Origin of the sequence: Streptomyces sp. NPDC005898, from assembly GCF_040629635.1 — a bacterium.
Taxonomy (GTDB): domain Bacteria; phylum Actinomycetota; class Actinomycetes; order Streptomycetales; family Streptomycetaceae; genus Streptomyces.
The window spans coordinates 87,674-112,830 of record NZ_JBEXWC010000027.1; the positions used below are offsets into that span (position 1 = coordinate 87,674).

Below are 25,157 nucleotides of genomic sequence, written 5' to 3' on the forward strand. Positions count from 1 at the left end.
CCATGCATTCGCAGCAGTGGCTGGTCACGCGCTCCCACATCGACTTCGGTCGCGTGTGGTCCGCGTCTTGTTGACGCCCTCCTGAGCCGAGCCTTCGGCCCGCTGCGCCCTCCCCCGACGCCGCGCCCCGCGCGCCGTCGGCCTCGCACCGCCGCCTTCACACGCGCGCCCCGCATGTCCCGCCGCTCACCCCTCCCGGGCGCGAGCGGCGGTCCCCCCTCCCCTCGTACGTCCGCTTCGGGCCGCTGCTCACAGGCCGCAGTCGCAGCACTGACAGCACTCGCAGCAACCGCAGTCGCAGTCGCAGTTCTGGCAGCAGCCCTCCCGCTTCTTGCGGGACCAGGGGCCCTCGTACTCCTCGGCGCAGCACATCTTGCAGGTGCAGCACAGTCCGATGGCGACGGCGCACCCCGCCCAGAAGCCGCGCCTGCCCGGCTTCGGCGGCTGCGGCTCGAACGCGGGCCCGCCCCCGAAGCCGCCCGGCCCGCCCGGCCCGCCACCTCCGTACGGGCCGCCGCCACCCCCGTACGGGCCGCCGCCCCCGTACGGATTGCCGCCGCCTCCCTGAGGACCTCCATAGGGTCCGCCGTACGGCCCCCCGTACGGCCCGCCCTGCTGCGGCGGAGGCTGGTGCGGGGACCCGCCGAACGCCCCGCCCGGCGCCCCGAACGCGCCGCCCTGATGATTCGTCACCTCGTGGGCGTGTCCGCAGGACGCGGCGCCGAACGCACGGTCCACCGACCGGCGCAGCTCGTGGGCGAGCAGCACATGCGCGAGTCCGCCGTCGGTGAAGCGCACCTCCCGCAGCGCCAGGCGTATGCCGTGCAGCGCGTCGTCGGCGAGGCGGCGCGCCTCGGTGAGGGACGTGCCCGTCGCGGCGAGGGGGTTCCAGGCACCCGACGCGGCGTCAGCCTCCCGGTCCTCCACCGCGTCGAGCAGGTGCGCGAGCCGGCCGAAGAGCCGGCCCGCCTCGGCGAGGGGCTCGACGTTGCCCGGCCGGCCCGCGAGCACCGCGGTGTGCGCGAAGGCCGCCGCGGTCGCGGTCTCGGTCGGTTCGGTGACCGCGAGCAGGGAGGTGCCGGGGCCCGCCAAGGCCTCGACGCCCGCCTGCCGTTCGACGGCGTCCACCAGGACGGCGGTGTCGAAGCCCACCGCGGAGCCGGTCCGCGCGCCCGCCTTGTCCCAGCTCCTGGCCACGCGCCGGGCGGCGAGCGCCACCGGCCGGCGCGCCAGCAGACCGTCGCCGTCGACGACATGGTCGCGGACCTTGGCCGAGGCGAGCACCAGCGAGACGGCGGCCGCCAGCCGGGCGCCCTCGCCCCGCGCGACGGAGGCGGTCCGCATCCCGCGCAGCGGGCAGGGCCCCGCCGTGCGCCGGCCGGCCGCGGTGCGCTCGGCCTGAGCCTCCGTCAGCACCGAGATGATGAGCCCGTCGTAGTTGGTGACGACGCGGGCGAACTGCCCGTGGTCACCGCGCAGCGCGAGGCAGAGCCCGCACAGGTGCGCCGTCCACTGGGTGGCGAGTTTCTCGCCGAGACGATGACTGCAGGGCCTGACGATTCCGAACACGGCGACTCCCCCGAGCGGCCCGAAACTGATGAACCCCGGCATCGTAGCGAGGGCCGTTCACCCGTCCGTACCCGCCGTCACCCATACGCCGTGAATCATCACATTTCACTCTCCGTCAGCATCCGTACGCAAGGGGCCCCTTGAACCACCACGTGCGTCGGCGTGTTGACTCTGCACCAGTACCGTCACGAAAAGCCCGCGCGGCGACTATCCACTTGGCGCACTATCCGCATCATGGACGAGCATAGGGACGCGGATGCAGGGAAACCGCTGTGAGAGGAGGCGTCCATGGGATCGGTGCGCAAGGCGAGCGCTTGGCTTGGCCTCGTCGACGACAACAACGACGAGCGATACTACGACGACGGTTATGAGGACGACAGGGACGAGGGGCCGGCACAGCCGGAGGCATGGGTCACCGACCCGCGGGGGCGGGTGGCGCCCGAGACGGCCGAGGACGACGGGCGCCGGATCGGCACCGTGACCCCGGACAGCTTCCGGGACGCGCGCGCCATCGGCGAGCTCTTCCGGGACGGTGTCCCGGTCATCATGAACCTCACGGCCATGGAGCCCACCGACGCCAAGCGCGTGGTCGATTTCGCGGCCGGTCTCACCTTCGGCCTGCGCGGTTCGATCGAGCGCGTGGCGACGCGGGTCTTCCTGCTCACCCCGGCCGACACGCACATCGTCAGCGGCGAGGCCGCGGGCCGTCCCTCGGACGGCTTCTTCAACCAGAGCTAGGGCAAGGCCGCTCACCGGCCCCTGCCGGGGTCACCGGAAGGCGTCGAGACCGGTGAGCGCCTTGCCCAGCACCAGCTGATGCATCTCGACGGTGCCCTCGTAGGTGAGCACCGATTCGAGGTTCGTCGCGTGCCGCATGACCGGGTACTCCAGCGAGATCCCGTTGGCGCCCAGGATCGTCCTGGACGTGCGGCAGATCTCGATCGCCTCCCGTACGTTGTTGAGCTTTCCGAAACTGACCTGCTCGGGACGGAGCCTGCCCGCGTCCAGGCGCCGTCCGAGGTGGTGGGCGAGCAGGATGCCCTTGTGCAGTTCGACCGCCATGTCGGCGAGCTTGGCCTGGGTGAGCTGGAAGCCGCCGATGGGCCGGCCGAACTGCTCGCGGGTCCGCGCGTACTCCACCGCCGCCTCGAACGACGAGCGGGCGGCGCCCATCGCACCCCAGACGATGCCGTAGCGGGCGTGGGACAGACAGCTCAGCGGGCCCTTGAGGCCGACGACCTCCGGCAGGACCGCGTCGGCGGGCAGCCGCACCTCGTCCATCACCAGCTCACTGGTGACGCTCGCGCGCAGCGACCACTTGTGCTTGATCTCGGGTGCCGAGAAGCCGGCCGTGTCGGTCGGCACGACGAAGCCCCTGATCCCCTCCTCGGTCTGCGCCCAGACCACGGCGACGCCCGCCACGGAACCGTTCGTGATCCACATCTTGCGGCCGCTGAGCAGCCAGTCGGTGCCGTCCCGCTTCGCGTACGTCCGCATCGAGGCCGGGTCGGAGCCGTGGTCGGGCTCGGTCAGGCCGAAGCAGCCGATGATCTCGCCCGCGGCCATGCCGGGCAGCCAGCGCTGCTTCTGCTCCTCGGAGCCGAAGCGGTGGAGGGCGTACATGGCGAGGGAGCCCTGCACGGAGACCAGTGAGCGGATGCCGGAGTCCGCGGCCTCCAGCTCCAGGCAGGCGAGCCCGTACTGGACGGCGCTCGCGCCCGCGCAGCCGTAGCCCTCCAGCGACATGCCGAGCGCCCCGAGGGAGCCGAGCTCGCACGCCAGCTCGCGGATGCCGGGCAGCTCGCCCCGCTCGTACCACTCGGCGATGTGCGGCAGGACCCGGTCGGCCGCCCAGGAGCGGACGGTGTCCCGGACCGCGAGGTCCTCCGGGTCGAGGAGGTCGTCGATGCCGAGGGGGTCGCTGGGGTCGAAGGGCGGCAGAGGGGAGCGGGCGCTTGCGGACATGCGGGCCTCCGGCGGCACAAAACTAGCAGTGGTAGTCAACTACGGCTGGCGCCGACGTTACGACGCACTCTCCCGCACGTCCAGACCCGCCGGACCGCGACCACCGGCCGAAGGCGGCACGTCTCCACGCCGGGAGCCCACCCCGCCCCGCGCCGGACTCCCGGGCGCCGGAATCCCCGCACGTCCAGACCCGCCGGACCGCGCCACCGGCCGAAGGCGGCACGTCTCCACGCCGGGAGCCCACCCCGACCCGCGCCGGACCCCCGGGCGCCGGAATCCCCGCACGTCCAGACCCGTCGAGCCCCACCGACCGAAGGCGGCCCGTCTCAACGCCGGGAGCCCACCCCGACCCCCGCCGGACCCCCGGGCACCGGAATCCCCGCACGTCCAGACCCGTCGAACCCCACCGGCCGAAGGCCCCGCACCTCAGCGCCGGGCGTCCGCCCCGACCCCCGCCGGGTCCCGGGGCGCCGGAATGGGCCGCTCGGCCCGCGCCGCCGGCGCCCCGCACTCCATGTCCCGCGGCAGCCTCAGCGCCGCGAGCGCCCCGAGCAGCAGCAACCCCGCGCTGACCAGCAGCGTCACATGCAGTCCGTGCACGAAGGAGTCGCGCGCGGCGGCCCGCAGGGCGTCCCCCGCCGGCCCGCCGAGCCGCGCGGCGACCTCGTACGCCTCGCCCAGCGAGTGGCTCGCCGCCGCGCCGTCCGCCGCCGGCACGCCCCGCACCGAGGACAGTCCCGGCGCGTACGCCGCGTTCATGACCGTGCCGAGCAGGGCGATCCCCATGCCCGCGCCCAGCTGGTAGGAGGTCTCGCCGATCGCCGCGGCCCCGCCGGCCTCGGACTGCGGGGCCTCGTTCAGCATCGATTCGTACGCGCCGAAGAGCGTGGTCTCCAGGCCGAAGCCGAGCAGGACGAAGCCGGAGAGCAGCAGGCCGTCGTCGGCGTGGCCGCCCATGCCGGTCAGCACCACCACGGCGGCCGCGGTCAGGCAGAAGCCCGCGCAGACCATGCGGCGCGGCCCGAAGCGGTGCAGCAGCTTCGATCCGCCGAGGCCGGCGGCCATCGCGGCGACGGTGAGCGGCAGCAGGCGCAGCCCGGTCTCCAGCGGGGACAGGCCGAGCACCAGCTGCAGATACTGCGCGGCGATCAGTTCGAGGCCCACGAGGGCGAGCATGGCGAGCACGATGCAGCCGACCGACGTGCTGAACGCGGGGCGCGCGAACATCGACAGATCGACCAGTGGCTTCGTACGCCGCCGCTGCCTGCGCACGAAGCCGACGAGCAGCGCGGCGCCCACGGCGAGGGCGACGAGGGTGGTGGCGCCGAGCGGCGACTGGCCGCCGCCGAGCCGCTTCACGCCGAGCACCAGCCCGAAGAGCCCGCCCGCGGCCATCAGTGCCCCGACCACGTCCCACGGCCCGTCGCGCTCGCCGGTCGACTCGGGCAGCAGCAGACGCCCGATCGGCAGGCTGACCAGCATCAGCGGGATGTTGATGAGGAAGACCGAGCCCCACCAGAAGTGCTCCAGGAGGAACCCGCCGAGCAGCGGCCCGACGGCCGCGCCGACGGCGGCCACCGCGCTCCAGACGCCGATGGCGAGCGCCCGCTCGCGCCGGTCGGGGAAGACCTGGCGCAGGATCGACAGCGTCGCCGGCATGATCATCGCGCCGCCGACGCCGAGCAGCGCCCGGGCGGCGATCAGGACCTGCGCGCTGTCGGCGAGGGCCGCGACCGCGGAGGCGACGCCGAAGAGGGCGTAGCCGAGGAGGAGGACGCGTCTGCGGCCGACGCGGTCGCCCAGGGTGCCGAAGAGGATGAGGAGCGAGGCGCAGACCAGTGGATAGATGTCGACGATCCACAGCAGTTCGATGGCGCCGGGGGTCAGGTCCTCGGTGACGGCGGGCACGGCGACGTGCAGGACGGTGGCGTCGACGGCGACCAGCAGCAGGCTGACGCAGAGGACGACGAGCACGAGCCAGCGGTTGGCCCCGGCACCGGCCCCGGATCCCCGACGGCCCTGCGGTGCTGCGGCCGTGGTCGTCCCGGACATGTGCGTACCTCCCAGTGATCGCTCGCGTCGGCGGCCTGCGGGATGGGGACTGGCGGCTCCGGCGGCGCGGACAGGGCGAGTGAGCCGTCAGAGTACGCGAGTTCACGCCGGGGGCGCGTGGCGGACCTCTCATGGTTGTGCGGATGCCGTGTGGCGTGCGCCACCCTTGCCGTCCGGGACCACGCACCGGGTGGGCGCGCGGTTCCTGCGACGGCCGATAATCGAGCCCGTGACCGCTCTTGATCAACGTCTTCCGCCGTCCCCGGCGGGCCCCGTGCTGCGCCGCGCCGCGCCCGCGCTCCTGGTGTACGCGGGGGTGCGCGCGCTGGGTCTCGCGGTGCTCGCGGTGTGGGGGGCGGTCGCGGGCAGGAGCCCGCACACGCTGCTGTCGGCGCGCTGGGACTCGCTCTGGTACACCCGGGTCGCCGAGCACGGCTACGGCTGGCAGGTCACGCTCCCGGACGGCAGCGTCCACTCGAACCTCGCCTTCTTCCCGCTCCTGCCCTGGCTGGAGCGGCTCGTCTCGGCGGTCGGTCCTCTGTCGTACGCCGACGCCGGCCTGGCGGTGAGCTGGACCGCCTCGCTCTTCGCCGCCGCGGGGATCTTCGCGGTCGCCGAGCACGTGTACGGGCGCCGGGCCGGGGTCTGCGCGGTCGCGCTGTGGGCGGTGCTCCCGGTCGGTGTCGTGCAGTCGATGGCGTACAGCGAGTCCTTGTTCACGGCGCTGGCCGCCTGGTCGCTGTACGCGGTGCTCACGGAGCGGTGGCTGTGGGCGGGCGTGCTCGCCTCCTTCGCCGGGCTGACCCGGCCGGTGGGCGCGGCCGTGGTCGCCGCGCTCTGGGTGGCGGCGGCCGTGCGCGTCCGCCGGGAGCGGCGCGTCGAGGCGCGCGTGGTCCTCGGCGTGCTCCTCGCCCCGCTGGGCGCCGCCGGCTATGTGCTGTGGGTGGGCCGGCGCACCGGCGGCGGCCTCTTCGGCTATCTCGACGTGCAGGCCGGCTGGGGCAACGGTTTCGACTTCGGTTATGCCTTCGCGCGTTTCATCGGGGAGAAGTTCACCTCCGTGCCCGGCGCCCTCGCGGGTGTCGGGCTCCTCGTCGGAGTGGCGCTGGTGATCTGGCTGTACGTCCTCGGCGTCCGCCGGGGGCAGCCGCTTCCGCTGCTCGTCTACGGCGGGATCGTCGTGGCGCTCGCGCTGTGCGCGGCGGGCTACTTCGGCTCGAAGCCGCGCCTTCTGCTGCCCGCCTTCCCGCTGCTGCTGCCGGTCGCGGTGGCGCTGGCCCGGCTGCGCGCCTCCAGGTCGGCGCTGATCCTCACCTCGGTCGCGGTGCTGAGCGCGGTGTACGGGGCGTTCTGGCTGCACGGCTCGGGGCCGCCGTGATCCCGTCATGATCGTTTTCGGGGCCCGTGGTGAGCGGACGGAAAATTCCACGCCAGCTCCCGGTGAACAAATTCATAAGCGCCATAAAACGCCATCGAAAACGATCAACGAATTACGTAAGGCGGAGACAGCCCAATAGGGATTTCCCCGGAATAAACCTCGGCCTGAGATCAATCCCACATCACATCGTCATCACAAAGCCACTGAATCGGCCTAGTGCCAGACTCACTCGCTGTAACGTCGATTGGGTGCGTACCGAACGAAACCTCACCCGTCTTGACCGGGTCTTCGCCCGGCTGGACCGTGAGCCGGAACGACCGTCCCACCTCGATGTCCCGAGGATGAGCCGGCACCGGGTCGTGCTCTTCAGCGCGACCCTGGCGTTCTACCTGGCCATCGTCGTCGCCGTGCTGACCACCTCGTGGCTGGTGCGCTTCGACTGGCAGGTCATGTTCTTCCGGCCCTACCAGCAGTGGCCGGAGATCCACGCCTTCCTCGACTACTGGGTCGTCCTCGGCCAGCGCGGCCCGACCGCCGTCATGGTCGCGGCCTGGCTCGGCTGGCGCTCCTGGCGCCAGCACACGCTGCGGCCGCTGCTGATGTTCGGTGCCGCCCTGCTCCTGCTCAACGTGACCGTGGGCGCCGCCAAGCTGGGCATGGGCCGCCTCGGTCCGCACTACGCCACCGCGATCGGCTCCAACGAGATGTGGCTCGGCGGGGATATATTCCCCTCCGGTCACACCGCCAACGCCGTGGTGACCTGGGGAATCCTGGCCTATCTGGCCTCCACGCCCCGCACCCGGCGCTATCTGTCGGCCCTGTCGGCCGTGGTCTCCCTGAGCGTCGGCCTCACCACCGTCTACCTCGGTACGCACTGGCTGAGCGATGTCTTCCTCGGCTGGGCGGCGGGCCTGCTCATCCTGCTCGCGCTGCCCTGGTTCGAGACGCTGATCGCCCGGGTGGAGGCCGTGATCTTCCAGGTCCGCGAGGCCTGGCGCACCCGCCGCGCCGGTGCCGTGTCCCTGCCGGAGCCCGCCGACACCCCCGTCGGGACCCCCGCGATGGTGCCGCAGCGCCTGGCCGTGGAGGAGCCCGCGCCGGCGCGTGAGCCGGTCGGCGCCGCGCGCACCGCGCGCCCGCCCGCCTACCTCGCGCCGGGCCCGCACACGGCCCGCTCCGAGCGCACGCCGGTCACCCCGGCCGGCAGCCGCCGCCCGCCGCACTCCGACCGGGTGCCGCGCGGCGCCACGTCCGCCCGTCCGGTGACGGGCGGCTGACCACCGGCGGCGGGGCCCGGTACGCACGAACCGCCCCCCGCGCCGCGAAGGCCCCGGTTCCGTCGAGGAACCGGGGCCTTCGTCGTCAGCCCTTCCAGGACCGCTTGACGACGCCTTGCTCGACCTCGAAGTTGAGGCGCCCCGTGAGGTACTCCATGGTGGTGAACGCCCCCGGCGGCAGCGTCCTGACGGTGGACCAGCCGCGCTCGCGCGCCTGCCGCTCGGCGGCTTCGGCCGCCAGGCCCACGTAACTCTCCGGGCTGTCCTCGGGCTCTGCGGGTGGGGTGGGGATGGGTGCCATGGCCGCCACGTTAGGCGGGCAGGGGGGCGCCGGGGAAGGCCGGGGCCGCACACCATGCGTCACTGATCCCTCTCCGGTCACGCTTTCGTCACAGGATCACGACGCGTGTTTCGGCCGAACTCCGTCACACGTATGGGGGGTTCCGTCCCTCTGTCGGGGTAATTCGCGGACCTCTTCCCGACGCCGTGAAGGACTCCGTGCCGCCGCCTTGAATAGCACGTCCCGAATAGCGCCGGGCGCTCTTGACGAACTCTCCGCATTTCGGAGTCCTGGCCCGCGCCAGGGCGCTGACGGCGCATAGGGAATTCATGATTCCGGCACGGCGGCCGATGTGCCGGCCCCGGTACGCGGCGCTCCCGGCGTCGGACCCGGGCCGGCCTCCCGAGGGTCCGCGGACCGGGCGCCCCGGTCCAGGGCCCGGCTCAGGAGGCCCGTGAAGTTCCTGATCCGCTCGGTGAGTTCGGCGGGTTCCACGACCTCGAACTCCAGCCCCATGAACATCACGTGGAAGACCATCACGTCCAGGCTCGCCGCCCCCGTGCGCAGCAGGCAGCTCCGCTCGGTCTCGGCCTCCAGGGTGCCGTCGGCCGGTGAGATCCGCCGGGCGGCCTCCTCCAGCGGCACGAGGAGGCGCACCACGGCCCGCGCGGCGTACGCGCGCGTGGAGACGCCCTTGGCGACGTACGCGGCCAGGTCGTCGGCCGGCGGGGTGCGCGGTGCGCAGCGCGGCCCGTGCGGCGGTCTCGGCGTGAGGCGGTCCACGCGGAACGTGCGCCAGTCCGCGCGCTCCAGGTCCCACGCCACGAGGTACCAGCGGCTCTCGGTGCACACCAGGCGGTGCGGCTCGACGGTGCGGCGGCTCGAGGCGCCCGTGTGGTCGCGGTAGTCGAAGCGCAGCCGCTCCGCGTCCCGGCAGACCCCCGCCAGCTCGGTCAGGACGGCGGCGTCCACGCCCTGGGCCCGCGGAGCGCGCAGCATCGGCACGGTGAAGGCGTTCAGGGCGCCCACCCGGCGGCGCAGCCTGCTCGGCAGCACCTGTTCCAGCTTGGTGAGCGCCCTGACCGAGGTCTCGCCGATGCCCTCGATGCCCTGCCCGGCGGCGGTGCGCAGGCCGACGGCGACCGCGACCGCCTCGTCGTCGTCCAGGAGCAGCGGCGGCAGCTCGGCGCCCGCGCCGAGCTGGTAGCCGCCCCCGGTGCCGGGGCTGGCGTGCACGGGGTAGCCCAGCTCGCGCAGCCGGTCGACGTCCCGGCGGACCGTGCGCGCGGTGACGCCGAGCCGGTCGGCGAGGTCGGCGCCGGACCATTCGCGGTGGGCCTGCAGCAGGGAGAGCAGGCGGAGCAGTCGTGCCGAGGTCTCCAACATGGACGCGATTGTGCCCCGGGTTCAGGACAGCCGCGGTCCGCGATGTCAGCTCTCCTCGGCGGAGTCCTCCCCGGACCGGACGGCGCGGACGCGGACGGCCAGGTCGTTGTCGTTGGTGTAGTACGGGCCCGTCTCGACCGGCCCGTGCGCGCTCTCGCGGCGCACGACGGGGTAGGTGAAGATCGTCTTCTTGTCGGCGACGTCGTCGAGGAGCCGGGCCAGGCGCACCCGCGGTCCGCTCTCGCCCGTGGGGTGGATCCACAGGTCCCAGGGCCCCGGCCCGCTGTCCGCGAACGGGTCGTGGCGGAGCGCGAAGGTGAACTCGGGGCCCGTCGCGGTCACTTCGGCCCGCTGGACGAGGCCGGGGTCGTCGCGCTTGACGGCCTCGGCGTAGACGGCGTCACTCGCCGTGGTGCCGTAGAGCCGTCCGCGCACGGTCAGGCCCGCGTCGTCGATCTCGATCTCACCGGCCTCGGCGTGCGGGGCCCGGTGCCAGCTGCGCACTGAAAGGTTGCCCTGCTTCGTCGCGTACGGGATGCGCACCGCGACACGGCCGCGGCTGCCGCTGGGCGCGCGGTCCACGAGCGAGCGCAGGTCGTTCACGCCCGGCAGCAGGCGGCGCGGCTCGCCGCCCGCGATCTGCGCGTAGGCGTTCCAGCGCCCTTCGGCGAGGTCGACGGTGCTGGGCAGCGCGGCCCGCAGCCGGCCGTCGGCCGACGGGGAGAGCGGAAGCCGGACCTCGTCGTCGCGGTCGCGCAGGCGCAGCAGCAGGTGGACCGTGTCCCGAGTGCCGGTCCCCGCCGGTTCCGTGACGTCGAAGGTGAGGCCCCCGGCGGAGTCGGCGACGCAGTCGGCGCGCGGCGCGGTGGACGCCTCCTGGTCGTCCCCGGCGGGGGACGCGGGGCGCGAGGTGGCCAAGGACGTCATGCGGTCGATCCCTTCGTCTGTACGCGTCCGAGGTCCCGCAGCGCGTACGCGCCCCCGAGCAGCGCGCCGCGCGTACGGTGCAGGGAACCGCGCATCCGGCCCCCGAACGAGCTGCCCCGGGTGATCATCCCGGTGAACATCGCGTCGTAGCGCTCGGCGATGCGGACCGGGTCGAAGCGCTCGGAGTCCTGGAGCGCGGCGCCCGCCATGCGCCGGCGGAGCGCGTCGTCGTTGATCAGTTCGAGCAGGCCGCCCGCGATGGCGTCGGGGTTGCCGACCTCCACGAGGCGTCCGTCGACACCGTTGTCGATGATCTCGCCCGGGCCGTGCGGGCAGTCGGTGGCGACGACGGGCAGGCCGCAGCGCATCGCCTCGACGATCGTCATGCCGAAGGACTCCAGGCTGGAGGTGACGGCGGCGATGGAGCCCTTGGCCCACTCGGGCTCGATGGGGTGGGCGGGGCCCATGAGGAAGACGTGGTTGTAGAGGCCGAGTTCCTCGATCAGGGCGCGCAGCTTCTCCTTCTGCTTGCCGCCGCCGTAGATCCGCAGGCGCCAGTCGGGGCGCTCGCGGCGCACCCGGTCGAAGGCCCTGATCAGCAGGTCGTACCGCTTGACGGGGGCGAGCCGGCCGGCGGCGACGACCCACTTGTGGGAGCCGTCGGCGGGCTCGATGCCGGGCGGGGGCACGGGGTTGGGCACGGCCTGCACATGGACGCCGGGCAGCCGCATCTTCTGCGTGTAGGCGCGGGCGTCGGCCTCGGTCGTCGTGGTCAGGACGTCGAGGCGGGGGTAGACGCTGCGCAGCTGCCGGCGCAGCTCCTTGGAGTGGCTGTCCAGCGTGAGGTGCTCCTGGCCGACGCGCAGGGGGCCGCGCGCGGCCTGTCGGGCGATGTGCACGTTCAGCCCGGGGCGGGTGCCGACGACGACGTCGGCGTCCAGCGCGGTGAGGTGCGCGGCGATGCGCCGGTCGGTGAGCGCGCTGTACTGGGCGTAGCGGCCCTCGGCGCTGGGGAACGTCCGGGCGGGGCGCAGATGGTCGGGGTCCTCGCCCTCGTAGCCCGGGCTGTCCTTGCGCGTGTCCACGAGGTGGCTCAGGCGCACGCGCGGGTCAGGCGCGAACACCGGCTCGTCGCGGTGACGGAACACGGAGACGATCTCCACGTCGTGCTGCTGGGCCAGCGTGTTGGCCAGGTTGTACGTCGTCCGGATCGTCCCTCCTATCCCGTACGCGTTGTGTATCAGGAAGGAAATGTGCATGCGTCCCCGTATCCCGTGTTTCCGTGCGGACAGCCCCCCTCGCCCGCCTACCACAGGGTTAGACGGTCATTCCTGGCCAAAGGTTGGGTGCCAATACCATCCTGTTTCGGAAAAGCTGGGCGCCCGCCCGGTGGACCGGGGCGACCTGCGCGGTGGACGCGCACGTCAGGGCCGGTAGGCGAGCTGCGGGACGTCGAAGCAGTTGTCGTTCATGTCCTTGCCCTGGGTGACCCAGCCCTTCCCGTCCCGCCAGCGGGCGACCGACACGCACGCCGTGCGGTGCCGGGGCGGCCGCGTCCGCCGCTCGAAGGTCACGGGGACCAGCAGGCCGTGCGCCGAGTACGGCTTTCCGCAGTTCATGAACCGGTCCACGCAGCCGCGCGTGACGGCGCCGCCCGCCGCCCGCAGGCAGGACGTCGCGGCGTCCGTGAACCACCGGGCGGCGGCCCAGCCCTCCAGATGCCACTGGGAGAGCGCCTCGCCCCGCAGGGCGGCACGGAACTCGCGGACGGCCGGGTGCGCGCTGTCCTCGTAGTTCCTGCTCGACCCGGTGGCCCACAGGGCGTTGCGGCAGCGCGGCGCGTTCTTGTAGTCGTCGCCGACGGTCGAGGTCCAGTTCTGTACGTTGGTGACCTTCGCGGTGACCTCGGCCCCCACGTCGTCCATCGCCTCGCAGAGCCGGGCGTTGCCGTGCGTGTCCATCGCGTCGAAGACCAGGTCGACGCCCCGCTCCTTCAGATCGGCGGCCGCCGCGCGGAAGTTCGGCAGGGCGAAGTCGACCTGTTCGGTGACCACCTCGTAGCCCTCCGCCCGCAGGCCCCGGGTGACGAGCCGGGCGTACGCGGCGGAGGCGGCCTGGTTGTAGGAGACGACGGCGGCCGTGCGCGCCCCCTGCTCGCGCTTGAAGTAGCGGTAGACCTCGGTGCCGCCGTAGAGCATGCCGTCCCAGCCCGGTTCACCGTCGCGCGGGGCGAGGCTGCCGTAGATCCCGTACAGGTGCGGATACGTCTCGTACGCGGCGCCGATCGGCTGGCCGCCGATGTCGGGCACGCCGGCCCGCGAGACCCGCGCGGCGCCCGCGTAGTCCAGCGAGGCGGTGGCCACGAGCGCGACGACCTCGTGCTCCTCCACCAGCTCGCGCACGCAGTCGTTGTTGCCGACGCCGCTGCCGCCGTCGTCGCAGGTGCGCACCTGCACCGGGCGGCCCCCGATGCCGCCGCGGGCGTTCAGCCGGTCGAAGTAGGCCTTGGCGCCGTCGCGCGGCCCGGTGAACGCGTCGCCGCCGACCGGGCTGGTCGCGCTGGTGATGACGCCGACCTCGATCGGTGCCCGGTCGGCGGGCGCGGTGGCCCTGCCGCGCCGCTCGAAGTCGCCCTCGGGCAGCCGGGACCCGCAGGCCGCGCCCGCCAGCACGAGCGCGACGGCCAGCAGCGCCTCAGCAGCCCGGACCGGGCGACGCATTCCCGCTCAGCTTCACCAGCGCGCAGAGGGTCTTGACGGACACCTTCCAGGTGTCGTCCTGGTGGACGGCCGTGCCGGCGGCGTCGGGCAGCGCGGTGGCGCCCTTCAAGGTCAGCGCGTAGGTGACGTCGGCCTCCTCGGCCGAGGTGAACGCGACCTTCCCCACCTCCGCCGCGACCTGCTCGCCGCGCTCGTCGCCGCTGAAGCCCTCGAGGACGCCGCGCAACTTGGAGCCGTTCTCCAGGACGGCTTCCTTGTCCTTCAGCGAGACCTCGGGGTCGAAGAACTTCTCCCAGTTCTCCCGCACCTCCGCCTCCGCGGCCGCCGGGTCGGCGGGCTCGGCGCCGCCCCCGGCGGGCTGCGAGGACTTCTCCACCGACGGCTCGGGCGGGGTGCCGCCGTCCCCGCCCCCGCTGTCGTCGCCGCAGGCCACAGCGGTCGGGACGATCAGGATGACCGCGGCGGCCGCCAGCGCCGCGCCGCGCACTCTTGCCCGCACCATCTGGCTCACCACCGGGTGTCGGTCCGGGCCGCCCGGGCCCGGAGCTTTCCGCGTCAGCTTCCAGAGGGCATAGTGCAAGCCATCGGCTGACATGGACAGACCATTGACACCACTGGCGTGACCGACGACGTGTCCCAGGGGGGCCTCGATGCGGGCGGCTCGGACGGCTCAGATGGCTCGGACAGCTCGGACGGCTCGACCGGCAGACGCGCCCGGCCCGGCCCGGCCGGGCGCCGCGCGGGCCGTCCTGTGGGCGGCCTGCGCGGCGCTCGCCGGCGGCGCGGTGCTGTGCGTACTGGGCTGGTACGGCGTCTCCGGGGAGCGCTTCGCCGAGCGGCAGCTGCCCTATCTCGCCTCGTGCACGGTGCCGGGCGCCGCCCTGATCATCGCGGGCGCCGTGCTGCTCACCCACGGCGAGAGCGCCCTCGCGGCGGCGCGGGTCGAGGAGTTGTACGGCCTGCTGGTGGCGGCGGACCCCGCCGACATGCCCGTACGCGATCCCGCGCCCCTGGCGACGAGTGAGGAACTGTGCGCCGTGCCGGGCGGCACGCTGTGGCACCGCGCCGACTGCCCCCTCGTCGCGGACAGACCCGGGGTGCTGCCCGTCGACCCCGCGGCCCCGGCGCCGGGTACCTTCGCCCCCTGCCCGATCTGCGAGCCGCCGGACCCCGCCGCGCCCGCCCCGGAGCGCTGAGCCGATGGCGTCCCTGAGCTATGACCTCACCCTGGCCGGGCTCTCGGTCGGCGGCGCCGCCGCCCTCACCGGCATCGGCCTGATCGTCACCCACCGCGCGACGGGAGTCCTCAACTTCGCGCACGGCGCGATCGCCATGGTCTGCGCCTACCTGCTGCGCCAGCTCACCGCCGACTGGCACTGGCCGCTGCCGCTGGCCGCCGCCGTCACCCTGCTCCTGGTGGCGCCCGGCATCGGCCTGCTCCTGGACCGCGCCGTCTTCCGCCCCCTGGCGGTCCTCGGCGGCGATCCCGCGCAGACGCTGGTGGCCTCGATCGGCGTCTTCGTGCTCCTCGTCGGCGGGGCGGCCCTCGTGTGGGGTCCGGGCGCCCGCGACGATGCGCCCACCCTCCTGTCCGCCGACCCGTGGGTCCCGCTGGGGGCGGCTGTGGCGCTCGCCGCCGCCGTGGGGGCGGTCACCCGGTGGACCCGCCTCGGCGGCGAACTCCGGGCCGTCGTCGACAACCGCGGGCTCGCCGTGCTCTTCGGCGTCGACGCGGACCGGGTGGCGGCGGCCGGCTGGGCGTTCGGCTCCTTCACCGCGGGCCTGACCGGCGTACTCCTCGCGCCCTACGTACGTCTTGACCCGTACGGCATGCCGCTGCTGGTGATGGAGGTGGTTGCGGTCGCCGTGGCGGCCGGGATGCGCAGCCTGCCCGTCGCCGTCGCGGTGGCGCTCGGCCTCGGGGTGGCCCAGAGCCAGCTGACGCGGCTGCACCCCTCGGGGCCGCTGGAGCAGCTCCTCCAGACCGCCGGCGCGAACCTCTTCGTCATCGCCCTGCTGGTCGCGGCGCTGATCATGCCGGGCATCGGCTCCCGGGACGCGCTGGCCCGCACGGCGACGGCCCGGGTGCCGACCCCGCCGGGCGCCTGGATCGTGGCGGCGGTCCTCTTTCTCCTCCCCCTCGGCTTCGCCGGCCCGGACCTGACGACCTCCGTCCAGGTCCCCGCGCTCGCGGTGATCCTGCTGTCCCTCGTGATCGTCACGGGCCGCGGCGGCCAGATCTCCCTCGGGCAGGCCGCGTACGCGGGGCTCGGCGCCCTGTTCACCGCCCTTCTCGCGGCGGGCCGCTTCCCCGGTCTGCCCGCGCTGCCGCACCTGGTGGCGCTGTTCGCCGCCGTCCTCCTCGTCGCACCGCTCGGCCTGCTCACCGGGTGGCCCGCGATCAGCCGGCACGGCCTGGCGCTCGCCCTCGCGACGTTCGCGGTCGGCGTGGGCGTCAGCCGCTTCGTCTTCACCCAGCCGTACGCCACCTCGGGGCCGGCGCCGGACCGCCCTGCCGGGTTCGGCGGCGACCGCGCGTACTACGTCCTGGAACTCGCCCTCCTCGCCGGGGCGCTGCTCCTGGTCACCGCGTTGCGCCGGGGCCGCGCCGGCCGCGCGCTGGCGGCGATGCGCGATCACGAGGCGGGGGCGGCGGCCGCCGGGGTGCCCGTGCCCGCCCTGAAGCTCACGGCGTTCGTGACCGGGGCGGCGCTGGCCGCGCTGGGCGGCGGCATGCTGGCGATGGGGCAGCGGGCGTTCGACTCCGGGGCGTACGACCCCGTGCGGGGACTGCTGTGGTTCGCGGCGGTGGTGGTCCTCGGCTCCGACAGCGTGCTCGGCGCGCTGGTGGGCGCGGCGCTGCTGGTAGGTCTGGACGCGGGGGCGCGGGGCGGAGTGGCCGCGGCGGTGATCGGCGTCCTCGCGGTCCTGGTCGGCCGCTTTCCCGGCGGGCCCTACGAGGCCCTCCGTACGCTCCTGCCGCGCCTGCGTCCCCGGGTCCGCCTGACTCCCCTGGGCGCCTCGGTCCGCGAAACCCTCGCTCCCGCTCGCGGCGCCGCCACCCGCCAAGGACCTCCGCGACCCATCGGGCAAGCCCCGAGGCCCCGCCCCGCGAAGCCGCCCCGGCACGGGCGCACGCGGGCCGTCAATGTGCCCGGTGACGTGTCCCTCAGGGTTCGGCGTCTCGGCGTCGCCTATCAGGGCTTCGCCGCTCTCGACGACGTCAGTCTCCACGTCCCCCGAGGCCGGATCACCGCGGTCGTCGGGCCCAATGGCGCCGGCAAGAGCACCCTCTTCCACTGTCTCGCCGGCGCCCTATGTCCCGACAGCGGGCGGATCACCCTCGGCGCCCGGGACATCACGCGGCTCCCGGCCCCTGCCCGGGCCCGTCTCGGCGTGGCCCGCACCTGCCAGCAACCGGCGGTCTTCCCTTCGCTGACGGTCGCCGAGAACGTCCTGGTCGGCGCCGAACAGGGCCGCGCCGGGACCGACCGGGCCGCCGCACACGCCCTGCGCCTGCTGGACCTGACGGACCTGCGCGACCATCCCGCCGCCGCCCTGTCCACCGGCGCCCTGCGCCGCACGGAACTGGCGCGGGCCCTCGCGGGCGCCCCGCACACCCTTCTCCTGGACGAACCGGCGGCGGGCCTGGACGGGGCCGAGGTCGCCGCGCTCGCCCTCCTGCTGCGCGCCCTCGCGGCCGACGGCATGGCGCTCCTCGTGGTCGAGCACGACCTCGACCTGGTGGCGGACCTCGCCGACACCGTGCACGTGCTGACGGCGGGCCGCATCACCGCTTCGGGTCCCGCTGCCCGCCTGACGGAGGGGCATACCGCGTGAAAGGCATCGAACTGCGTGACGCCCGCGTGCGCCACGGCCCCCTGGAGGCCCTGCGCGGCGTCTGCCTGGCCGCGCCCGCCGCCGCCCTCACCGTCCTTGTGGGCCGCAACGGCTCCGGACGCACCACCGCTCTGCGTGCCCTGGCCGGCACGCTCCCCCTCACCTCGGGAGCCGTCCTCCTCGACGGCCGGGACATCACCCGCCGGCCCGCCCATGAGCGGGCCGCGCGAGGCCTGTGCTTCGTACCGGACCGCCAGGCGGTGTTCCCCTCCCTCACCGTCGCGGAGAACCTGGAACGGGCCCGCCCCGGCGGCGACTTCGGCCGCGCCCTGAGCGCCTACCCGGAGCTGGGCCCCCTGCTCCCCCGCCGCGCGGGCACCCTGTCGGGCGGCGAGCAGCGCATGCTGGCCCTGTCCCGGGCCCTGCTCTCAGGGGCCCCGGTGGTCCTCGTGGACGAACCGACGCAGGGCATGGCGCCGTCCGTCACGGCGCGCACGTACGCGCTCCTGGCCGATCTCTGCACCCGGGGCGCCTGTGTGGTCGTCGCCGAACAACGACTGCCGCCCGCCTTGCGCGAACGCGCGAGACGGGCGGTTGTGACCGTGGTGGTCCATGAGGTGCGCCGGGGCGCGGTGGTGTTCAGCGCGGAAGCGGCGGAGTTCAGGACCGCCCGGGAATGACGAGCTTCGTGCCGACGCCGAGCCGGTCGGGGTTGGCTCCCACGACGACTCGGTTGGCCCGGTACAAGGCCTGCCAGCCGCCCACGACGGCGTACCGGCGGGCGATCGAACTCAGCGTCTCACCGGAGGCCACCACGTGCGCCCGCCCGTGGAACCGTTCGATCCGCACCTTCTTGGAGCAGGTGGGCCAGGCCTTCCACCCCTGGGTGCGCAGCACCTTCTCGGCGACCATGATCTGCTCTTCCTTGGTCGCCAGGTCGGCGCGCGGCGCGTACTTGAGTCCGCCGTGCTCCTCCCAGGTCGGCTGCCAGAACTGGAGCCCTCCGTAGAAGCCGTTGCCGGTGTTCGCGTTCCACCGCCCGTTGCTCTCGCACTCGGCGAGGCAGTTCCACCGGCCCTTGCTCACGGGGCATTCGTACGCCTTGACCAGAACGTTCCGCGGCGGTGACGGAGCCGCGGACGCGGCGGCCGACGGCAGCGCCACCGCGGCCAGGGCCACGCCCACGACCACGGCCAGAGACCTCAGAGTGTGCGTCGGCCTCGGACGCCCCGTATGACGGAAATGCGTCAGATGCCCAAAATGCGTCAGATGCATCGGGCCACGCTAGGCAGCCCCGCCGCGGCTCCGGCGCGTGCCGCGCCGCCGCACCCCCGCGAGCCCACCCGGACGGCGGCTCCCTCTCCGGGGCGGGCGGTGGGCGGCGGGCGGGCCGGGGCGGCCGATCGCGCCGGGGCGGCGCCCGCGCGTCACCAGACGTATCGGCGTCTTTCAGCCAACCTCAGCCGCCTCTCGGCCATCCCCACCCTCCCCCACCCTTCCCCTCATTGCCTGATATCCGTATTTATCGGCCAGCGGGATCACCGACCCGCGCCTCGCCTCGTCGGCTCAACTACCTTGTTCTGAAAGGCTTTTGGTGCCCGGCGGTTGCTTTCCGCGTCCGAATCGCCTTCCCCCGCCGGTGGTTCGATTCCGTTCGCGTCCATCCGTGACCTGCGCCGCTGATCCACCGTTGTCTTCTCATGAGCCGGGACATCACCCGGCCCGCCGGACATCACCCGAAGCACCCATGTGCCGATCCCGAGGAGCCACCCCGTGCCGCGCATGCTCGACGTCAGCGACGACGTACGCGCCGAGATCGGCGACGAAGAAGCCGACCGGCTGCTCGCCGGAGACAACGCCCCGGGCAGTTACGACTGCACGTCCTGCCGCACCCCGGGCGACTCCGAGCAGGAACGCACCAGCACGGTCCTGTTCGTCGGCGACGAGACCGCCGTGCTCGCCTTCGCCCACGCCACCTGCCTGCCCTCCCAGATCGTCACGGTCTCCGAGGAGCAGCTCCAGGGCGCCGTGCGGTCCATCACCGGCGAGAACGCCGAAGGGCCCGGCGAGGAGCCCAGCCAGGCCGTGCTCGGCGTGACCAGCGGCCTGGTCCTGATCGAGGGCGAGCTGCGCCCCGCGCTCGTCGTCGAACCCACCGGCCCCATCGCCCGCCCGGGCGCCGCCCCCGACGACGGCGACGAGTTCCTGCCGCTCCTGATCGAGCAGGGCTTCCTGCCCACCCCCTCCCTCGACGGCGTGCCGCCCGTGCTGCACGGCTGGTCGGTGCTGCTCGCCATGGGCCAGCTGCACGCCGTCCTGCAGCCCGGCACCGGCGGCGGCGCCCCCGTCGCCTGGTGGCAGGCCCACCAGCCGCTGCACGTCACCGAGGCCTGGCGGGCCGCGGCGAACAAGACGCAGAGCGTGCTGCTCTTCGCCGCGCCCGCGGGCTCCATCGGCCGGCAGCCGCGCGAGGACCTGCTGCGGGAGGCCCTGGACCGGACGGCGGCCCAGGGGCGGCTCGTCGCCTGCACGATGCCGCTCGCCGGAACCTGACGGAAAACGGCTGCCCGCGCGCCGCCCCGAGCCGCGAACGCGCCGGTCACACTACTGACCGGTCCCCGGAAAGCGGCGTGGCCCCCGCATCCGTAGGCCCACGATTTCGTTGGCACAGACGTGCACACATACGACCCCTCCCGCCACCGGCCGACGTACCAGAACCCGATCCCGTCCATGCGCTCGGCGCAGGACCCGACGGGCGAGCGCTCGGCCACACCGATCTACGACACGCTGTACTCGGAGTACCGCAGGGCCTTCAGGACCCTGCCGGGCGACCGCAGCGGCGAGGAGAATCTGGGGTTCACCGCCTTCGGCACCGGGCCGTACGGCACGCAGCACCGCGGCGACGGACGGTTCGACGCCCGGCACGACCCGCGCCAGAACTCCTTCGGCCAGCTGCACATGGCGCGCTACGGCCAGCAGGACCACCAGTCCACCGGCCACCACTCGTTCCTCGCGGCCCTGCCACCGGCGCCGCGCCGCGAGTACTGAGCACCCCGGCGCCGCACGCCGAGCAAGCGAAATGCCCGGCCCCCCGAAAAGGGGGAGCCGGGCATTCGCGTACTCGCCGGAGCGGCGCCTACTTCTTGCGGCCGCGCTTCTCGCGCACCCGCACCGAGATGTGGATCGGCGTGCCCTCGAAGCCGAACTCCTCGCGCAGCCTGCGCTCCAGGAAGCGGCGGTAGCCCGCCTCGATGAAGCCCGACGCGAAGAAGACGAAGCGCGGCGGCTTCGTGCCCGCCTGGGTGCCGAAGAGGATGCGGGGCTGCTTGCCGCCCCGGACCGGGTGCGGGTGGGAGGCGACGATCTCGCCGAGGAACGCGTTCAGCCGGCCCGTCGGCACGCGCGTCTCCCAGCCCGCGAGAGCCGCCTCGATCGCCGGGACGAGCTTCTCCATGTGCCGGCCGGTGGCCGCCGAGACGTTGACCCGCGGCGCCCAGGCGACCTGGGCCAGCTCGGTCTCGATCTCCCGCTCCAGGTAGTAGCGGCGCTCCTCGTCCAGGGTGTCCCACTTGTTGTACGCGACGACGATCGCGCGGCCCGCCTCGACGGCCATCGTCACGATGCGCTGGTCCTGGACGGAGATGGTCTCGGAGGCGTCGATGAGGATCACCGCGACCTCCGCCTTCTCCACGGCGGCGGCGGTGCGCAGCGAGGCGTAGTAGTCGGCGCCCTGCTGGAGGTGGACGCGCTTGCGGATGCCCGCCGTGTCCACGAACTTCCAGGTGATGCCGCCCAGCTCGATCAGCTCGTCCACCGGGTCGCGGGTGGTGCCCGCCATTTCGTTGACGACCACGCGGTCCTCGTTCGCCACCTTGTTGAGCAGCGAGGACTTGCCGACGTTCGGGCGGCCGATGAGCGCGATGCGGCGGGGGCCGCCGATGGCCGTGCCGAAGGTCTGCTCGGGCGCCTCGGGCAGCGCCTCCAGGACGGCGTCCAGCATGTCGCCGGTGCCGCGGCCGTGCAGCGCGGAGACGGGGTGCGGCTCGCCGAGGCCGAGCGCCCACAGGGCGGTGGCGTCGGCCTCGCCGGAGGGGCCGTCGACCTTGTTGGCGCACAGGACGACGGGCTTGCCGGCCTTGCGGAGCAGGCGTACGACCGCCTCGTCGGTGTCGGTGGCGCCGACCGTGGCGTCGACCACGAAGACCACGGCGTCCGCGGCCTCGATGGCGTACTCCGCCTGGGCGGCGACCGACGCGTCGATGCCGAGCACGTCCTGCTCCCAGCCGCCGGTGTCGACCAGCTTGAAGCGGCGGCCCGCCCACTCGGCCTCGTAGGTGACGCGGTCGCGGGTGACGCCGGGGCGGTCCTCCACGACGGCCTCGCGGCGGCCGATGATGCGGTTCACCAGGGTCGACTTGCCGACATTGGGGCGGCCGATGACGGCGAGGACGGGGAGCGGGCCGTGGCCCGCCTCCTCCAGGGCGCCCTCGACGTCCTCGACGTCGAAGCCCTCCTCGGCGGCCAGCTCCATGAACTGCGCGTACTCGGCGTCGCCGAGCGCCCCGTGGTCGTGGTCGGCGAAGCCGTCGCCCTCGGGCTGGGTCTGGTCGCTCATGAAGTCCGTACCTCGTCGTTCATCGTGGTGATCGGTGCGCCGGTCCTGTGCGGGCCGGGGCACTACTTGATAAGTCTCGTCCGGATAAGGCCCGACCCCGTGAAGGCTCGACCTGTTAAGTCTCGCTCAGCGCCCGGTCAGGCGCCTGGCGTTTTCCAGGTGGGCGGAGAGCCGCTCCTGGATGCGCACGGTCGCCTCGTCCAGCGCCTTGCGCGTGCGCCGCCCGCCGCTCTCGCCCGCCTGGAACGGGTCGCCGAAGACGACGTCGACCCGGCTGCGCAGCGGCGGCAGCTGCTTTATCAGCCGGCCGGGCCGGTCGGTGCTGCCGAGGACCGCGACCGGGACGATCGGGGCGCCGGAGCGGACGGCGAAGTACGCGAGTCCGGCGCGCAGCGACGCGAAGTCGCCCTCGCCCCGGGTGCCCTCGGGGAAGATCCCGAGGACGCCGCCGTGCTCCAGGACGCCGAGGGCCCGGGTGATGGCGGTCCGGTCGGCCACGGCGCGGTCGACCTTGACCTGGCCGATGGCGTCCAGGAAGGGGCCGAGCGGGCCGACGAACGCCTCCTTCTTGACCAGGAAGTGCGTCGGCCGGGGCGCGACGCCCATGACCATAGGGCCGTCCACGTTGTGCGCGTGGTTGACGGCCAGGATCACGGGGCCGTGGACCGGGACCCGCCAGGAGCCCAGTACGCGCGGCTTGAACAGGCCGTACATGAGGCCGACGCCGATTCGGCGGCCGACCTCCGCACCGCGCTCGCCGGCGCCCCGCTCGGCAGCACCTTGGGTCACTTGGCGGCCCGCTTCTCCTCGACGAGGGTGACGACGCACTCGATGACCTGCTGGAGCGTGAGCTCGGTGGTGTCGACCTCGACGGCGTCGTCGGCCTTGGCCAGCGGGGACGTCTTGCGGCTGGAGTCGGCCGCGTCCCGCTTGATCAGGGCTTCCCGGGTCGCCTTGACGTCGGCGCCCTTCAGCTCGCCGGAGCGGCGGGCGGCGCGCGCCTCGGGAGAGGCGGTGAGGAAGATCTTCAGGTCGGCGCCGGGCAGCACGGTGGTGCCGATGTCCCGGCCCTCGACGACGATGCCCTTCTCGGCCGAGGCGGCGATGGAGCGCTGCAGCTCGGTGATCCGGGTGCGCACCTCGGGGACGGCGCTGACCGCGCTGACCTTGGAGGTGACGTCGGTGGTGCGGATGGGGCCCGCCACGTCCGTGCCGTCCACCGTGATGGTCGGGGCGAGCGGGTCGGTGCCGGAGAGGATCTCGGGCTTGCCCGCGACGGCGGCGATCGCGCTCGGGTCGGTGAGGTCGATGCCGTGGTGCACCATCCACCAGGTGATCGCCCGGTACTGGGCACCGGTGTCCAGGTAGCTGAGACCGAGCTGGGCGGCGACGGCCTTCGAGGTGCTCGACTTGCCCGTGCCGGAGGGACCGTCGATGGCGACGATCACGGCTGCCGGGGAGGCGGTTGCTGCGGTTTCCACGGGGGGCGGGCACCTTTCGCAGTACTCGGAGCGGGGTGGCGGGGCGTGCGCACGCCCCGCACAAGGTTACTGGCTCGCGCACCCTGCCCCGACAGCCCCTTCGGCGGCCCGCCCCGCCGGGCCCGCCTACCGCCGGATCGACCAGCCCCGCTCGCGCAGGGCCGCGCCGAGCACGGGCGCCGCCTTCGGCTCGACCATGAGCTGGATCAGGCCCGCCTGCCGGCCGGTCGCGTGTTCGATGCGGACGTCCTCGATGTTGACGCCGGCGCGGTCCGCGTCGGCGAAGATGCGGGCGAGCTGGCCGGGCTGGTCGTCGATGAGCACGGCGACGATCTCGTACGCCGCCGGGGCCGACCCGTGCTTGCCCGGCACCCGGGTCTGCCCGGCGTTGCCGCGCCGCAGCATGGCCTCGACGCCCGCCGCGCCCTCGGTCCGCTTGTCCTGGTCGGCGGACTGCAGGGCGCGCAGCGCCGTCACGGTCTCCTCAAGGTCATCGGCGACCTGGGCCAGCAGGTCGGCGACCGGGCCGGGGTTGGCGGAGAGGATGTCGATCCACATCCGCGGGTCGGATGCGGCGATCCGGGTGACGTCGCGGATGCCCTGGCCGCACAGCCGTACCGCCGTCTCGTCGGCGTTCTCCAGGCGGGCCGCGACCATGCTGGAGACCAGGTGCGGCATGTGGGAGACGAGGGCGACCGCGCGGTCGTGGGCGTCGGCGTCCATGACGACGGGGACGGCCCGGCAGAGCGCGACCAGCTCCAGGGCGAGGTTGAGCACCTCGGTCTCGGTGTCGCGGGTCGGGGTGAGCACCCAGGGCCGCCCCTCGAAGAGGTCGGCGGTGGCGGCGAGCGGGCCGCTGCGCTCGCGTCCGGACATGGGGTGCGTGCCGATGTACGGGGCGAGGTCGAGGCCGAGCGCCTCCAGCTCGCGGCGGGGGCCGCCCTTGACGCTCGCGACGTCGAGGTAGGCCCGGGCGGCGCCGCGCCGCATGGCGTCGGCGAGGGTGGCGGCGACGTGCGCGGGCGGCACGGCGACGACGCACAGGTCGACAGGTCCCTCGGGGGCTTCGTCGCTGCCTGCGCCGAGCGCGGCGGCGGTGCGGGCCTGCGCCGGGTCGTGGTCGGCGAGGTGGACGGCGACGCCGCGGGAGGCGAGGGCCAGGGCGGCGGAGGTGCCGATCAGGCCGGTGCCGATGACGAGGGCGGTTCTCACTGGGCGATGTCCTTGCGGAGGGCTGCGGCGGCGCCGAGGTAGACGTGCGCGATCTCGGCGCGGGGGCGGTCGGTCTCGATGTGCGCGAGGACGCGGACGACGCGGGGCATGGCGCCCTCGATGTCCAGTTCCTGGGCGCAGATCAGCGGTACGTCGACGATGCCGAGGCCGCGGGCGGCGGCCGCCGGGAAGTCGGAGTGCAGATCGGGTGTGGCCGTGAACCAGATGCTGATCAGGTCGTCCCCGGTCAGTCCGTTGCGCTCGAGGATGGCGGTGAGCAGCGCGCTGACCCGCTCCCCCATGTGCCCGGCCTCGTCCTTGTCCAGTTGGACGGCGCCCCGGACCGCTCGTACCGCCACAGTGCTGCTCCTCGCTCGCGTACGTATGACTGTTGTACGGCAAGCGTAGTCAGCGCCCCGGGCGGGAGCGCGCGGCGCCCGTCTGCCGAGACGGGC

The 25,157-nt window shown here is 73.8% G+C and carries 23 protein-coding genes; 8 read left to right on the forward strand and 15 right to left on the reverse strand.

What is annotated here, in order from left to right; genetic code table 11:
* Positions 1-249: 249 nt before the first annotated feature.
* Positions 250-1,569 (reverse strand): DUF5685 family protein, encoded by a 1,320-nt coding sequence (locus ABZ385_RS28460; RefSeq protein WP_358913718.1) that lies wholly within the window; start codon positions 1,567-1,569, stop codon positions 250-252.
* Positions 1,570-1,857: 288 nt separating this feature from the next.
* Here ABZ385_RS28460 and sepF point away from each other — a divergent pair, with 288 nt between their 5' ends.
* Entirely contained in the window at positions 1,858-2,307 is a 450-nt protein-coding gene (sepF, locus tag ABZ385_RS28465; RefSeq protein ID WP_358586875.1) for a cell division protein SepF, read from the forward strand.
* 30 nt (positions 2,308-2,337) lie between these two features.
* Here sepF and ABZ385_RS28470 read toward each other — a convergent pair whose 3' ends face one another.
* Entirely contained in the window at positions 2,338-3,534 is a 1,197-nt protein-coding gene (locus tag ABZ385_RS28470) for an acyl-CoA dehydrogenase family protein (RefSeq protein WP_358913719.1), read from the reverse strand.
* Positions 3,535-3,960: 426 nt separating this feature from the next.
* Complete coding sequence (locus ABZ385_RS28475) at positions 3,961-5,586, reverse strand: MFS transporter (protein ID WP_358913720.1); 1,626 nt, start codon at positions 5,584-5,586, stop codon at positions 3,961-3,963.
* 229 nt (positions 5,587-5,815) lie between these two features.
* Here ABZ385_RS28475 and ABZ385_RS28480 point away from each other — a divergent pair, with 229 nt between their 5' ends.
* Together ABZ385_RS28480 and ABZ385_RS28485 are read left to right on the forward strand one after the other, a co-directional pair.
* Positions 5,816-6,964, forward strand: coding sequence for a glycosyltransferase family 39 protein (locus tag ABZ385_RS28480; RefSeq protein ID WP_358913721.1), 1,149 nt, complete (start codon positions 5,816-5,818; stop codon positions 6,962-6,964).
* A 248-nt stretch (positions 6,965-7,212) separates the two neighbouring features.
* Entirely contained in the window at positions 7,213-8,241 is a 1,029-nt protein-coding gene (locus ABZ385_RS28485; RefSeq protein ID WP_358913722.1) for a phosphatase PAP2 family protein, read from the forward strand.
* A gap of 85 nt (positions 8,242-8,326) precedes the next feature.
* Here ABZ385_RS28485 and ABZ385_RS28490 read toward each other — a convergent pair whose 3' ends face one another.
* The 6 genes from ABZ385_RS28490 to ABZ385_RS28515 all read right to left on the reverse strand — a co-directional run bounded on the left by ABZ385_RS28490 (position 8,327) and on the right by ABZ385_RS28515 (position 14,056).
* Complete coding sequence (locus ABZ385_RS28490; RefSeq protein ID WP_358586885.1) at positions 8,327-8,542, reverse strand: I78 family peptidase inhibitor; 216 nt, start codon at positions 8,540-8,542, stop codon at positions 8,327-8,329.
* 306 nt (positions 8,543-8,848) lie between these two features.
* Positions 8,849-9,907 (reverse strand): YafY family protein, encoded by a 1,059-nt coding sequence (locus ABZ385_RS28495; protein ID WP_358586886.1) that lies wholly within the window; start codon positions 9,905-9,907, stop codon positions 8,849-8,851.
* 45 nt (positions 9,908-9,952) lie between these two features.
* Positions 9,953-10,834, reverse strand: a complete 882-nt coding sequence (locus ABZ385_RS28500) for a hypothetical protein (protein ID WP_358586888.1) — start codon at positions 10,832-10,834, stop codon at positions 9,953-9,955.
* The gene (locus ABZ385_RS28505; RefSeq protein ID WP_358586891.1) at positions 10,831-12,093 is read right to left on the reverse strand and encodes a glycosyltransferase family 4 protein; all 1,263 of its coding nucleotides are present in this window, start codon (positions 12,091-12,093) and stop codon (positions 10,831-10,833) included. Before ABZ385_RS28505 ends, ABZ385_RS28500 begins: the two co-directional genes overlap by 4 nt.
* A 165-nt stretch (positions 12,094-12,258) precedes the next feature.
* Positions 12,259-13,554 carry an ABC transporter substrate-binding protein gene (locus tag ABZ385_RS28510; RefSeq protein WP_358913723.1) on the reverse strand — a complete coding sequence of 432 codons (1,296 nt, stop codon included), beginning with the start codon at positions 13,552-13,554 and terminating at the stop codon, positions 12,259-12,261.
* Positions 13,529-14,056 (reverse strand): hypothetical protein, encoded by a 528-nt coding sequence (locus ABZ385_RS28515; protein WP_358913724.1) that lies wholly within the window; start codon positions 14,054-14,056, stop codon positions 13,529-13,531. Before ABZ385_RS28515 ends, ABZ385_RS28510 begins: the two co-directional genes overlap by 26 nt.
* Before the next feature lie 172 nt (positions 14,057-14,228).
* On the opposite strand from ABZ385_RS28515, the gene ABZ385_RS28520 reads away from it, so the two are divergent.
* From ABZ385_RS28520 to ABZ385_RS28530, 3 genes are read left to right on the forward strand one after another with little or no spacing between them, the layout of a single operon-like run.
* On the forward strand, positions 14,229-14,750 hold the full coding sequence (locus ABZ385_RS28520) for a hypothetical protein (protein WP_358913725.1): 522 nt from the start codon (positions 14,229-14,231) through the stop codon (positions 14,748-14,750).
* A 4-nt stretch (positions 14,751-14,754) separates the two neighbouring features.
* On the forward strand, positions 14,755-17,394 hold the full coding sequence (locus ABZ385_RS28525) for an ATP-binding cassette domain-containing protein (RefSeq protein WP_358913726.1): 2,640 nt from the start codon (positions 14,755-14,757) through the stop codon (positions 17,392-17,394).
* Entirely contained in the window at positions 17,391-18,074 is a 684-nt protein-coding gene (locus ABZ385_RS28530; protein WP_358913727.1) for an ATP-binding cassette domain-containing protein, read from the forward strand. The genes ABZ385_RS28525 and ABZ385_RS28530 overlap by 4 nt, the downstream gene beginning before the upstream one ends.
* On the opposite strand, the gene ABZ385_RS28535 is transcribed toward ABZ385_RS28530, so the two are convergent.
* A complete protein-coding gene (locus tag ABZ385_RS28535) occupies positions 18,055-18,585 on the reverse strand; it encodes a transglycosylase family protein (RefSeq protein ID WP_358700336.1) in 531 nt (176 codons plus the stop codon). The genes ABZ385_RS28530 and ABZ385_RS28535 overlap by 20 nt on opposite strands.
* Before the next feature lie 582 nt (positions 18,586-19,167).
* Here ABZ385_RS28535 and ABZ385_RS28540 point away from each other — a divergent pair.
* A complete protein-coding gene (locus ABZ385_RS28540) occupies positions 19,168-19,947 on the forward strand; it encodes a hypothetical protein (protein WP_358586900.1) in 780 nt (259 codons plus the stop codon).
* A gap of 120 nt (positions 19,948-20,067) precedes the next feature.
* Entirely contained in the window at positions 20,068-20,442 is a 375-nt protein-coding gene (locus ABZ385_RS28545) for a hypothetical protein (RefSeq protein ID WP_358586902.1), read from the forward strand.
* A gap of 88 nt (positions 20,443-20,530) precedes the next feature.
* Here ABZ385_RS28545 and der read toward each other — a convergent pair whose 3' ends face one another.
* The 5 genes from der to aroH form a co-directional block, all read right to left on the reverse strand.
* Positions 20,531-22,009 (reverse strand): ribosome biogenesis GTPase Der, encoded by a 1,479-nt coding sequence (gene der, locus ABZ385_RS28550; protein WP_358586904.1) that lies wholly within the window; start codon positions 22,007-22,009, stop codon positions 20,531-20,533.
* 126 nt (positions 22,010-22,135) lie between these two features.
* Complete coding sequence (locus ABZ385_RS28555; RefSeq protein ID WP_358586906.1) at positions 22,136-22,837, reverse strand: lysophospholipid acyltransferase family protein; 702 nt, start codon at positions 22,835-22,837, stop codon at positions 22,136-22,138.
* Positions 22,795-23,490, reverse strand: coding sequence for a (d)CMP kinase (cmk, locus tag ABZ385_RS28560; protein WP_358586908.1), 696 nt, complete (start codon positions 23,488-23,490; stop codon positions 22,795-22,797). Before cmk ends, ABZ385_RS28555 begins: the two co-directional genes overlap by 43 nt.
* A 126-nt stretch (positions 23,491-23,616) precedes the next feature.
* Positions 23,617-24,702, reverse strand: a complete 1,086-nt coding sequence (locus ABZ385_RS28565; protein ID WP_358913728.1) for a prephenate dehydrogenase — start codon at positions 24,700-24,702, stop codon at positions 23,617-23,619.
* On the reverse strand, positions 24,699-25,061 hold the full coding sequence (gene aroH / locus ABZ385_RS28570) for a chorismate mutase (protein ID WP_358587739.1): 363 nt from the start codon (positions 25,059-25,061) through the stop codon (positions 24,699-24,701). Before aroH ends, ABZ385_RS28565 begins: the two co-directional genes overlap by 4 nt.
* Positions 25,062-25,157: the final 96 nt, after the last annotated feature.